The organism is Pseudomonas sp. JH-2 (assembly GCF_036231725.1).
In the GTDB taxonomy this organism is placed as follows: domain Bacteria; phylum Pseudomonadota; class Gammaproteobacteria; order Pseudomonadales; family Pseudomonadaceae; genus Pseudomonas; species Pseudomonas delhiensis.
In genome coordinates this window covers 14911-26127 of record NZ_JAZAQP010000012.1, presented here as the reverse complement: position 1 = coordinate 26127, position 11217 = coordinate 14911, and the positions used below count along the sequence as shown (strand labels likewise).

Below are 11217 nucleotides of genomic sequence, written 5' to 3'. Positions count from 1 at the left end.
GACAAGGTCCGCTCCTGCAAGGGGCTCACAACCCCCGCTGCAGGTTGCGCAATGCCTGGCGCCGCCGCCAGCTGCGGCCGATCCACCAGCGCCAGTAGGCCTGGGTGGCCAGGTAGCCGAGCAGGCCCACTAGCAGGCCGCAGATGATCGAACCCAGCAGGAAGGGCTGCCAGAGCAGCGACAGTTCGCCGCTGATCCATTCCCAGGTGAGGTTCTCCGGCAGGGTGCGGGCCGGCACGCCCATGACCCAGGCGCCCATCTTGTAGGTGCAGTAGAACACCGGCGGCATGGTGATGGGGTTGGTCAGCCAGACCAGGCCCACCGAGATCGGCAGGTTGGCGCGCACCCAGACCGCCAGGGTGGCGGCCAGCAGCATCTGCAGCGGAATGGGCACGAAGGCGGCGAACAGGCCCATGCCCATGGCGCGGGATACCGACCTTCGATTCAGGTGCCAGAGGTTGGGCGAGTGCAACAGGGGCCCGAAGCAGCGCAGGGACTTGTGGTTCCTGATCAGCTCGGGGTCCGGCATGTAGCGCTGGAAAAGTCGGCGCGGCATGGGGAAATCTCTGGCAGACGAACACCGGCCATTATGCCTAGCTGGATGACGGCTTCCGTTCATCAACTATGTCCATGTGTAACCGGCCGTGGTGCACCGGACCCGCTGCCAGGGAGGCAACCCGTGCGTACAGGGATGATGGCGCTGGCCTGCGGCCTGTTGCTGCTACGTTTCCTGCCCCAGTTGCCGCCCCTGGCGGCCTTGCTGCCGTTGGTCGGAATGGCGCTGCTGTGCCTGTATCGGCGCCACCTCGCGGTGGCGCTCTTCCTGCTCGGCTTCGCCTGGGCCTGCCTGTACGCCCACCACGCCTGGGAAGGGCGCCTGGCTCCTGAGCTGGATGGGCGGACGCTGTGGCTGGAAGGGCAGGTCACCGGCCTGCCGGCTGCCGCGGAGGGCATCGTCCGCTTCGAGCTGGAGGACGTCCAGGCCCGCCTGGCCTTGCCCCAGCGCCTGCGCCTGTCCTGGTACGGCGGCCCGCAGTTGCGCGCGGGGGAGCGCTGGCGCCTGGCCGTGACCCTGCGCCGCCCCCACGGCCTGGCCAATGACTTCGGCTTCGACTACGAGGCCTGGCTGGCGGCCGACGGCATAGGCGCCACCGGCAGCGTCAAGGATGGCCAGCGCCTTGCCGGGGCCGCGGGCCCCATGGCCTGGCGCGAGGCCTGGAAGGAACGGCTGCTGGCCGTGGACGCCCGGGGGCGCAACGCCTACCTGGTGGCCCTGGTCCTGGGCGATGGCAGCGGCCTGGGCCGGGCGGACTGGGACATGCTGCAGGACACCGGCACCCTGCACCTGATGGTGATCTCCGGCTCGCACATCTCCCTGCTGGGCGGCCTGCTCTATGCCCTGGTGGCCGGCCTGGCGCGCCTGGGGGCCTGGCCGGCGCGCCTGCCCTGGCTGCCCTGCGCCTGTGCCGCCGCGGTCGCCGGCGCCTGGGGCTATGGCTGGGTCGCCGGGCTGGAGGTGCCGGCGCTGCGGGCCTGCCTGATGCTCAGCATGGTGCTGCTGTGGCGCCTGCGGTTCCGCCGCCAGGGCGTCTGGTGGCCGTTGCTCGGCGCCCTGGTGGTGGTCCTGCTGGTCGATCCGCTGGTCAGCCTGAGCCCCGGCTTCTGGCTGTCCTTCGCAGCGGTGGCGCTGCTCGTCTACGGCTTCGCCGGGCGCCTGGGGCGTTGGCCGATGTGGCTGGCCTGGGGGCGTGCGCAAGGGCTCATGGCCCTGGGGCTGGCCCCGCTGCTGCTGGCCCTGGGCCTGCCGCTGAGCCCGTCCGGCGCCTTGGCGAACCTGCTGGCGGTGCCCTGCATCGAGCTGCTGGTGGTGCCGCTGGCGCTGGCCGGCAGCCTGCTGCTGTGGCTGCCGGTGGCCGGAGAGGGGCTGCTGTGGCTGGCTGGCGCCGTGCTCGACGGCCTGCTCGGCGTGCTCGCGCGCCTGTCGTGGTACTCCCCGGCCTGGCATCCCATGGCGCCGCCGGCCTGGAGCATCCTGCTGGCCCTGGCCGGGACGCTGTTGTGCCTGGCGCCGGCCGGGCTGCCGCTGCGGCCGCTGGGCCTGGCGCTGCTGCTGCCGATGTTCTGGCCGCACTCCAGCGCGCCGGCCCACGGCTACGCCGAGGTGCGCGTACTCGACGTGGGGCAGGGGCTCTCGGTGCTGGTCCGCACCCGCAACCATGCCTGGCTGTACGACGCCGGGCCGCGCCGGGGCGAGTTCGACCTCGGCGAGGTGGCGGTGCTGCCGACCCTGCGCGGCCTGGGTGTCCGGCGCCTGGACGTGCTGTTGCTCAGCCACGCCGACAACGACCACGCCGGCGGCGCCCGCGCCGTGCTGGCAGCCTTGCCGGCGGCGCGGCTGATAAGCGGCGAGCCGCGGCGCCTGCCTGCGCCCCTGGCCGCCGAACCCTGCCGCACCGAAACCTGGTGGCTGGACGGCGTGCGTTTCTCGACCTGGTACTGGGACCAGGCTGCCGACAGCAACGGCCGCTCCTGCGTGCTGTACATCGAGGCGCGGGGTGAAAGCCTGCTGCTCACCGGCGACCTGCCGGCCGCCGGCGAGGCGGCCTGGCTGGCCAGCCATCCCGGGGCCCGGGCCGACTGGCTGCTGGCCGGCCACCACGGCAGCCGCAGCGCTTCCTCGGCGGCCTTCGTGAGGCAACTGGCGCCCCGCGCCGCGCTGGTTTCCCGCTCCCGCCACAACGCCCATGGCCATCCGTCCGAGGAGGTGCTGCAGCGCTTCGCCGAACGGAGTGTCAGGGTTCACGATGTGGCTGTCGCGGGCGCCCTGCGCCTGCTCCTGGGCCAGCATGGAGAGGTGCGGGGCGCGCGCGAAAACGCCGGATTCTGGAGGGAAAAATGAGAACGGCGACGGTCGGCGGGGCAGGGGCCCTGTGCTAGAGTGTCGCCACTTTTTTTCAGGGGATTCGCCACTGTGTGGGAACTGGTCAAAGCCGGCGGCTGGATGATGCTGCCGATCATTCTGAGCTCCATCGCCGCCACCGCCATCGTCGCCGAACGACTCTGGACCCTGCGCCGCAGCCGCATCGCCCCGCCGCAGTTGCTGGGCCAGGTGTGGAAGCAGATCAAGGACAAGAAGCTGAACAGCCAGGCGCTCAAGGAACTCAAGGCGTCTTCCCCGCTGGGTGAGGTGCTCGCCGCCGGCCTGGTCAACTCCAAGCATGGCCGCGAGATCATGAAGGAATGCATCGAGGAAGCCGCCGGCCGGGTGATCCACGAGATGGAGCGCTACCTCAACGCCCTCGGCACCATCGCCGCCATGGCCCCGCTGCTCGGCCTGCTGGGCACCGTGTTCGGCATGATCCAGATCTTCAGCGCCTTCATGGGCGACGGCATGGCCAATGCCCCGCAGCTCGCCGGCGGCATCTCCAAGGCCCTGGTGACCACCGCTTCCGGCCTGATCGTGGCCATCCCGGCCGTGTTCTTCCATCGCTACCTGCTGCGCCGCGTCGATGAACTGGTGGTGGCCATGGAGCAGGAAGCGATCAAGCTGGTGGAAATGGTCCAGGGCGACCGCGAGGTCGACCTCTCCGAGGATGGCAAAGCGTGAAATTCCGCCGCAGAACCGGCAGCGCCGCCCGCGATGACGTGTTCATCAACCTGGCGTCGCTGATCGACGTGATCTTCGTCCTGCTGCTGTTCTTCGTGGTCACCACCACCTTCAGCCGGCCGACGCAGCTGAAGGTCGAGCTGCCCGAGGCGGTCAGCGGCACCCCGCCGGAAGCCACCGACATCAAGCCGCTGGAACTGGACATCGACGCCGCCGGCCACTACGCGCTGAACGGCCAGAACCTGGTCAACGGCGACATCGCCACCCTGATGGCGGCGATGCAGAAGGAATCCGCCGGCGACAGCAGCCTGCCGGTGGTGATCACCGCCGACGGCAAGGCCACCCACCAGTCGGTGGTCACCGCCATGGACGCCGCCGGCAAGCTCGGCTTCAGCCACCTGCGCATCACCACCGTCGAGGCGCAGCCGGCGGCCAAGCCCTGATGGCGTTTTCCGAGCGCCTGCTGCAGGCCTGGTACCAGGGCCACCCGGCCCTCGGCCTGCTGCGCCCGCTGGAGGCGCTGTACCGGCGCATCGCCCTGCGCAAGCGCGCCGACTACCTGGAAGGCCGCCGCCAGGCCTACCGCGCCCCGGTGCCGGTCATCGTGGTCGGCAACATCACCGTCGGCGGCACCGGCAAGACGCCGATGATCCTCTGGCTGATCGAGCGCTGCCGCGCCCGCGGCCTTGCGGTCGGCGTGGTCAGCCGCGGCTATGGCGCCAAGCCGCCGAGCCTGCCCTGGCGGGTGCGCGCCGAACAGAGCGCCGAGCAGGCTGGCGACGAGCCACTGATGATCGTCCAGCGCAGCGGCGTGCCCCTGGTCATCGACCCGGACCGCCCGGCCGCGGTGCGCGCGCTGCTGGCCGAGGAACCGGTGGACCTGATCCTCTGCGACGACGGCCTGCAGCACTACCGCCTGGCCCGCGACCTGGAGCTGGTGCTGATCGACGCCGCCCGCGGCCTGGGCAACCGCCGCTGCCTGCCGGCCGGCCCCCTGCGCGAGCCGGCCGAGCGCCTGGACTCGGTGGACGCGGTGCTCTACAACGGCGCCAGCAGCGAGCCGGCCGGCGCCTTTTCCTTCGTCCTGCGGCCGAGCGCTCTGGTCAACCTGCGCAGCGGCGAGCGCGTCGACCTGACGCACTTCCCGCCGGGCCAGCAGGTCCACGCCCTGGCCGGCATCGGCAACCCCCGGCGTTTCTTCGCGACGCTCGAGGCGCTACACTGGCGGCCTGTTCCGCACGCCTTCCCGGACCACGCGGCCTACAGCGCCGGGCAGCTGCAATTCAGCCCGCCGCTGCCGCTGCTGATGACCGAGAAGGACGCGGTGAAATGCCGGGCCTTCGCCGCCGCCGACTGGTGGTATCTCGCCGTCGACGCGCAGCCATCCCCGGCCTTCGTCGCCTGGTTCGACGCCCGGCTCGAGCGTCTGATCGCGCGCTGACGGGTGGCCCCGCCACCCCTTGCTTTCCAAGGATTCCGCCATGGACCCGAAACTCCTCGACATCCTCGCCTGCCCGCTGTGCAAGGGGCCGCTGAAGCTCACCGACGACAAGTCCGAACTGATCTGCAAGGCTGACGGCCTGGCCTACCCGGTGCGCGACGGCATCCCGGTGATGCTCGAGGGCGAGGCCCGCACCCTGAACGTCGACGAACGCCTGGACAAGTGACTGAGATGAGCCAGGCCTTCACCGTCGTCATCCCGGCCCGTTTCGCCTCCACGCGCCTGCCCGGCAAGCCGCTGCAGGACATCTGCGGCAAGCCCATGGTCCAGCACGTCTGGGAGCAGGCGCGCAAGAGCGGCGCCAACCGCGTGGTGATCGCCACCGACGATGCGCGCATCCTCGAGGCGGCCAACGTCTTCGGTGCCGAGGCGCTGCTGACCCGCGTCGACCACAACTCCGGCACCGACCGCCTGGCCGAGGTGGCCGACGCCCTGGGCCTGGCCGACGACGCCATCGTGGTCAACGTGCAGGGCGACGAGCCGCTGATCCCGCCGGCCATCATCGACCAGGTGGCGGCCAACCTGGCGGCCCATCCGGAAGCCGGCATCGCCACCCTGGCCGAGCCGATCCACGAACTGGCCGCGCTGTTCAACCCCAACGTGGTGAAGGTGGTGACCGACCTGGACGGCCTGGCCCTGACCTTCAGCCGCGCGCCGCTGCCCTGGGCCCGCGATGCCTTCGCCAAGGCGCCGGACAGCCTGCCGGCGGGAGTTCCGTTCCGCCGCCACATCGGCATCTACGCCTACCGCGCGCGCTTCCTCCGCGACTTCGTCGCCTGGGGCCCGTGCTGGCTGGAGGACAGCGAGTGCCTGGAGCAGCTGCGGGCGCTCTGGCACGGTGTGCGCATCCACGTGGCCGACGCCCTGGAGGCGCCGCAGGCCGGGGTGGACACCGCCGAGGACCTGGAGCGCGTCAGGCGCATCCTGGGGGGCTGATGCGGGTTCTCTTCGTCTGCCTGGGCAATATCTGCCGTTCGCCCACCGCCGAGGGCGTGTTCCGCCACAAGCTGCGCGAGGCCGGGCTGGAGTCGCGGGTGACCGTCGACTCCGCCGGCACTGGCGACTGGCATGTGGGCAAGGCGCCGGACGCCCGTACCCGCGTCGCCGCCATGCGCCGTGGCTACGACCTCTCGGCACTGCGTGCGCGGCAGGTCGGCGCCGGTGATTTCACCGACTTCGACCTGATCCTGGCCATGGACCTGAGCAACCTGGCCCACCTCGAGCGCCTGCGGGGCAACGGCCCCGCCGAACTGGACCTGTTCCTGCGCCGCTACGCCGGCGCGCTGGACGAGGTGCCCGATCCCTATTACGGCGGCGAGGCCGGTTTCGAACAGGTGCTGGACCTGATCGAACTGGCCTGCGACGCCCTGCTGCTGGAAGTGAAGGGGCGCCTGTGAGCCTGGTCCTGCACAAAGACGTATCCCTGAAGGCCTTCAATACCTTCGGCATCGAGGCGCGGGCGCGGCTGTTCGCCGAGGCCCGCGACGACCAGGAAGTGATGCAGGGCCTCGCCCTGGCGGTGGAGCACGACCTGCCGCTGCTGGTGCTCGGCGGCGGCAGCAACCTGCTGCTGACCCGCGATGTCGAGGCCCTGGTGCTGCGCATGGCCAGCCGCGGCGTGCGCATCCTCGAGGACGACGGCGACCGGGTGCGCATCGAGGCCGAGGCCGGCGAGGTCTGGGACGATCTGGTGCGCTGGAGCCTGGAGCAGGGTTTCGCCGGCCTGGAGAACCTCAGCCTGATCCCCGGCACCGTGGGCGCCGCGCCCATGCAGAACATCGGCGCCTACGGCGTGGAGCTGAAGGACGTGTTCGACAGCCTGGTGGCGCTGGACCGCCACAGCGGCGGCCTGCGCGAGTTCCACCTGGACGATTGCGCCTTCGCCTACCGCGAGAGCCTGTTCAAGCGCGAGCCGGGGCGCTGGGTGATCCTGCGCGTGCGCCTGAGGCTCGCGCGCAAGGCCAGCCTGCACCTGGACTACGGCCCGGTGCGCCAGCGCCTGGCGGAGCAGGGTATGGACGCGCCCGGCCCGGCCGACGTGGCACGGGTGATCTGCGCCATCCGCCGCGAGAAGTTGCCCGACCCGGCGGTGCTGGGCAATGCCGGCAGCTTCTTCAAGAACCCCCTGGTCTCCGCCGCGCTGGCCGAGCGCCTGCGTGGCGAATTCCCGGACCTGGTGGCCTATCCCCAGGCCGATGGCCAGGTCAAGCTGGCCGCCGGCTGGCTGATCGACAAGGCCGGCTGGAAGGGCTTCCGCGACGGCGCCGCCGGCGTGCATGCCCAGCAGGCGCTGGTGCTGGTCAACTACGGCGGCGCCAGCGGGGCGCAGATCCAGGCGCTGGCCGAGCGTATCCGCGAGGACATCCGCCAGCGCTTCGGCGTAGAACTGGAGATGGAGCCCAACCTCTACTGAGGTGTGCGGGTTGGAAAAAGGCGCTTGCCGTTGCCGGCAAGCGCCTTTTTTGTCCGTGGTGCTCTTCGTAGGAGCGAGCCATGCCCACCAGTATGGGTGTAGGAGCGGACCTTGTCCGCGATCACCGGACGTTCCGGCGCGATTCGCGGATGAGATCCGCTCCTACGCCGCCCTACCGCACCATTCCCCTGCAGGAGCGCGCTCTGCGCGCGAAATCGCGGGCAGGGCCCGCTCCTACAGGTGTCGTGAGGCATGGCGTTTCCCGGTAGGAGGCTCTATCCGTCCTACGCAATCCTGGAATCATAAAAAAAGGGGATGCCTAGGCATCCCCTTTTTTCAGCACGCGGGCGATCAGCCGTGGTGCTTTTCCACTTCTTCGCGGTGCTGCTCGGCCTTGTCGGCTTCGACTTGCTCCTCGACGGCCTGGATGGCCTGCTCGCCTTCGGCAGCTTCGGCAGCTTCGGCAGCTTCGGCAGCTTCGGCAGCTTCGGCAGCTTCGGCAGCAGGTGCCTCAACGGCTTCCTGGGCTGCTTCCACGACGCTTTCTTCCGCAGCAGCGACCGGCGCCTCGGCGACGACTTCCACCTCGGCGGCCTGTTCGACGACAGCGGTTTCCACGACGGCCGGAGCGGCAGCGGCAGCTTCCGCGGCTTCACGGGCCAGGCGCTCGGCTTCGCGCTGCAGGCGACGGCGCTCGCGCGGGTCGTTCAGGGCGCGGCCGGTGGCGTTGGCTGCCAGTTGTGCGTCGTCCTGGCTCGCTGCGGCGACAGCGGGCTCGGCCTGGGCGGCCGGGGCTTCGGCCACTTGGGGTTCGACGGGGGCGCTTTCGACGACCGGAGCGGCCTCGACCACGGCTTCCGCGGCAGGCTGCTCGGCCGGTTCGACGGCGGCCGGGGCGGATTCGCTCGGCTGCAGGCTGAACTCGACGATCTGCTCGCCGGCGCTTTCCTCGTGGGTCTCGGTGACCACCACGGACTCGGCGCTGGCCTCGACGGCAGCGACCGGCTCGACGGCCTGCTCGCTGGCGGCCTCGACGACCTGCTCGGCGACCACGGCTACCGCGGCGGCGCCGGTTGCGACCAGGGCCGGGGCGGACGGCGACTCGGTGCCTTCCGGCTGCTCGCCGGCCTCCAGGCCGTCCACGCCGACTTCGCGCTGACGCTCGCGGCGGTTGCTGCGGCGGCGCTGGCCACGGGAACGGCGGCGCGGACGCTCGTCATCGCCACCTTCCTGGTCGTCCTGCTCCAGCAGCTCCTCGCTGTTCGGCAGCTCTTCGGCTTCCAGTGCGGCTTCGCGGGCCTGGCGTTCCTCGCGGGGCTGGCGTTCGCCACGTTCGCGACGCTCACCACGCTCTTCGCGCGGCTGGCGTTCCTCGCGGGGCTGACGCTCTTCACCCGGCTGGCGCTCGGCGCGTTCTTCGCGCGGCTGACGCTCCTCGCGGGGCTGGCGCTCGGCACGTTCTTCACGCGGCTGGCGTTCCTCGCGCGGTTGACGCTCGGCGCGCTCTTCGCGCGGCTGACGCTCCTCGCGGGGTTGACGCTCGGCACGCTCTTCGCGCGGCTGGCGCTCCTCGCGGGGTTGACGCTCGGCGCGCTCTTCACGCGGCTGGCGTTCCTCGCGGGGCTGGCGCTCGGCGCGTTCTTCGCGCGGCTGACGCTCCTCGCGGGGCTGGCGTTCGGCGCGTTCTTCACGCGGCTGGCGCTCTTCGCGGGCCGGACGCTCGGCACGTTCTTCGCGGCGGCGCTCGTTGCGTTCGCCACGCTCTTCGCGGGGCTTGCGCTCGTCGTCGCGACGGCCGCCGTCACGGCGACGGTTCTGCTGGCGGCCGTTGCGGCGCTCGTCCGGGGTCGAACTGCGCTCGCTGGCGGGCTTCTCGGCGCTGACGGCCGGCTTGGCCTCTTCTTCCTTGCCGGCGAACAGGCTCACCAGCGACTTGACCAGGCCCTGGAACAGGCTCGGCTGCGGCATCGGCTTGGTGGCTTCCACCGGCTGCGGCGCGGCGGCCTGCTCGGCCTGCTGCGGGGCGGGGGTCTGCGGGGAAACGGTCTTCACCGCGGCTTCCTGGCGGACCAGGGTGCGGGTGGCGCTGACCGGCTGGACTTCCTCGTGTTCGACCAGGGCCATCTCGTAGCTGGTGTGGCCGACCAGCAGGTCCGGGTTGTCGTCACGCAGGCGCTGCACTTCGAAGTGCGGGGTTTCCAGGTGCTCGTCGGGCAGGATGAAGATGCGCGCGCGGGTGCGCAGCTCGATCTTGGTGATGGCGTTGCGCTTCTCGTTGAGCAGGAAGGCGGCGACCTGGAAGGGTACGCGGGCGCGGACTTCCGCGGTGCGGTCCTTCAGCGCTTCTTCCTCGATCAGGCGCAGGATGGCCAGCGACAGGGATTCCACGTCGCGGATGATGCCCTGGCCGTTGCAACGCGGGCAGACGATGCCGCTGGTCTCGCCGAGGGACGGGCGCAGGCGCTGGCGGGACATCTCCAGCAGGCCGAAGCGCGAGATGCGGCCGACCTGGACGCGTGCACGGTCGGCCTCGAGGGCCTCGCGCACGCGCTCTTCCACGGCGCGCTGGTTCTTCGCCGGGGTCATGTCGATGAAGTCGATGACGATCAGGCCGCCGATGTCACGCAGGCGCAACTGGCGGGCGATTTCCTCGGCCGCTTCCAGGTTGGTCTGCAGGGCGGTTTCCTCGATGTCGCCGCCTTTGGTGGCGCGCGCCGAGTTGATGTCGATGGAGACCAGGGCCTCGGTCGGGTCGATGACGATGGAGCCGCCGGAGGGCAGCTTCACTTCGCGCTGGAAGGCGGTCTCGATCTGGCTTTCGATCTGGAAGCGGTTGAACAGCGGAACGCTGTCCTGGTACAGCTTGACCTTGCTGGCGTACTGCGGCATCACCTGGCGGATGAAGTTCAGCGCTTCTTCCTGGGCGTCGATGCTGTCGATCAGCACTTCGCCGATGTCCTGGCGCAGGTAGTCGCGGATGGCGCGGATGATGACGTTGCTTTCCTGGTAGATCAGGAAGGGCGCGCCGCGCTCGCCGGAGGCTTCCTTGATGGCGCCCCACAGTTGCAGCAGGTAGTCCAGGTCCCACTGCAGCTCTTCGGAGCTGCGGCCAAGGCCCGCGGTGCGGACGATCAGGCCCATGTCGGCGGGGGCGTTGAGGCCGTTCAGGGCTTCGCGCAGTTCGTTGCGCTCCTCGCCCTCGATGCGGCGGGAGATGCCGCCGGCGCGGGGATTGTTCGGCATCAGCACCAGGTAGCGACCGGCCAGGCTGATGAAGGTGGTCAGGGCTGCGCCCTTGTTGCCGCGTTCTTCCTTCTCGACCTGGACGATGACTTCCTGGCCTTCGCTGAGCACATCCTTGATGTTGATGCGCCCTTCGGGGTTCTTCTTGAAGTACTCGCGGGAAATTTCCTTGAGGGGGAGGAAACCGTGGCGCTCGGCGCCGAAGTCGACGAAGGCGGCTTCCAGGCTGGGCTCGACGCGGGTGATGCGGCCCTTGTAGATGTTGGCCTTCTTCTGTTCGCGCGCGCCGGACTCGATGTCCAGGTCGAACAGACGCTGGCCATCTACCAGCGCTACACGCAACTCTTCGGGTTGAGTTGCGTTGATCAGCATTCTTTTCATGTAGTACCAATGGTTTCCGGGGCCACCGGAAACGGCAATCGGCACCCACGACTCTCACGGTCGGTGCTCAGG

At 70.2% G+C, this 11217-nt stretch carries 10 protein-coding genes; 8 read left to right on the top strand and 2 right to left on the bottom strand.

Going from position 1 to position 11217, the window contains the following annotated elements:
- Positions 1-25 precede the first annotated feature (25 nt).
- The gene (locus tag VV867_RS10855; protein ID WP_089392606.1) at positions 26-556 is read right to left on the bottom strand and encodes a DUF2062 domain-containing protein; all 531 of its coding nucleotides are present in this window, start codon (positions 554-556) and stop codon (positions 26-28) included.
- A 135-nt stretch (positions 557-691) separates the two neighbouring features.
- Between VV867_RS10855 and VV867_RS10850 the strand changes: the two genes are divergently transcribed.
- The 8 genes from VV867_RS10850 (at position 692) to murB (ending at position 7521) form a co-directional block, all read left to right on the top strand.
- The gene (locus tag VV867_RS10850; protein WP_328566405.1) at positions 692-2899 is read left to right on the top strand and encodes a DNA internalization-related competence protein ComEC/Rec2; all 2208 of its coding nucleotides are present in this window, start codon (positions 692-694) and stop codon (positions 2897-2899) included.
- Between the two features lie 72 nt (positions 2900-2971).
- Positions 2972-3607, top strand: coding sequence for a MotA/TolQ/ExbB proton channel family protein (locus VV867_RS10845; protein ID WP_009621398.1), 636 nt, complete (start codon positions 2972-2974; stop codon positions 3605-3607).
- Positions 3604-4050 carry an ExbD/TolR family protein gene (locus VV867_RS10840; RefSeq protein WP_089392604.1) on the top strand — a complete coding sequence of 149 codons (447 nt, stop codon included), beginning with the start codon at positions 3604-3606 and terminating at the stop codon, positions 4048-4050. The genes VV867_RS10845 and VV867_RS10840 overlap by 4 nt, the downstream gene beginning before the upstream one ends.
- On the top strand, positions 4050-5048 hold the full coding sequence (lpxK, locus tag VV867_RS10835) for a tetraacyldisaccharide 4'-kinase (protein WP_109934032.1): 999 nt from the start codon (positions 4050-4052) through the stop codon (positions 5046-5048). The genes VV867_RS10840 and lpxK overlap by 1 nt, the downstream gene beginning before the upstream one ends.
- Before the next feature lie 40 nt (positions 5049-5088).
- Positions 5089-5274, top strand: coding sequence for a Trm112 family protein (locus VV867_RS10830; RefSeq protein ID WP_009621404.1), 186 nt, complete (start codon positions 5089-5091; stop codon positions 5272-5274).
- 5 nt (positions 5275-5279) lie between these two features.
- Complete coding sequence (gene kdsB, locus VV867_RS10825; RefSeq protein ID WP_109934033.1) at positions 5280-6044, top strand: 3-deoxy-manno-octulosonate cytidylyltransferase; 765 nt, start codon at positions 5280-5282, stop codon at positions 6042-6044.
- Positions 6044-6505 carry a low molecular weight protein-tyrosine-phosphatase gene (locus VV867_RS10820; protein WP_109934034.1) on the top strand — a complete coding sequence of 154 codons (462 nt, stop codon included), beginning with the start codon at positions 6044-6046 and terminating at the stop codon, positions 6503-6505. Before kdsB ends, VV867_RS10820 begins: the two co-directional genes overlap by 1 nt.
- Entirely contained in the window at positions 6502-7521 is a 1020-nt protein-coding gene (gene murB / locus VV867_RS10815; protein ID WP_328566365.1) for a UDP-N-acetylmuramate dehydrogenase, read from the top strand. The genes VV867_RS10820 and murB overlap by 4 nt, the downstream gene beginning before the upstream one ends.
- A gap of 351 nt (positions 7522-7872) precedes the next feature.
- On the opposite strand, the gene rne is transcribed toward murB, so the two are convergent.
- The gene (gene rne / locus VV867_RS10810; RefSeq protein ID WP_328566364.1) at positions 7873-11145 is read right to left on the bottom strand and encodes a ribonuclease E; all 3273 of its coding nucleotides are present in this window, start codon (positions 11143-11145) and stop codon (positions 7873-7875) included.
- Positions 11146-11217 lie beyond the last annotated feature (72 nt).

Bases quoted from the DNA above. Each gene is read 5' to 3' on its own strand.
- VV867_RS10830 (WP_009621404.1), top strand. From the start codon at position 5,089: ATGGACCCGAAACTCCTCGACATCCTCGCCTGCCCGCTGTGCAAGGGG.
- VV867_RS10820 (WP_109934034.1), top strand. From the start codon at position 6,044: ATGCGGGTTCTCTTCGTCTGCCTGGGCAATATCTGCCGTTCGCCCACC.
- lpxK (WP_109934032.1), top strand. From the start codon at position 4,050: ATGGCGTTTTCCGAGCGCCTGCTGCAGGCCTGGTACCAGGGCCACCCG.
- rne (WP_328566364.1), bottom strand. From the start codon at position 11,145: ATGAAAAGAATGCTGATCAACGCAACTCAACCCGAAGAGTTGCGTGTA.
- VV867_RS10850 (WP_328566405.1), top strand. From the start codon at position 692: ATGATGGCGCTGGCCTGCGGCCTGTTGCTGCTACGTTTCCTGCCCCAG.
- VV867_RS10855 (WP_089392606.1), bottom strand. From the start codon at position 556: ATGCCGCGCCGACTTTTCCAGCGCTACATGCCGGACCCCGAGCTGATC.
- kdsB (WP_109934033.1), top strand. From the start codon at position 5,280: ATGAGCCAGGCCTTCACCGTCGTCATCCCGGCCCGTTTCGCCTCCACG.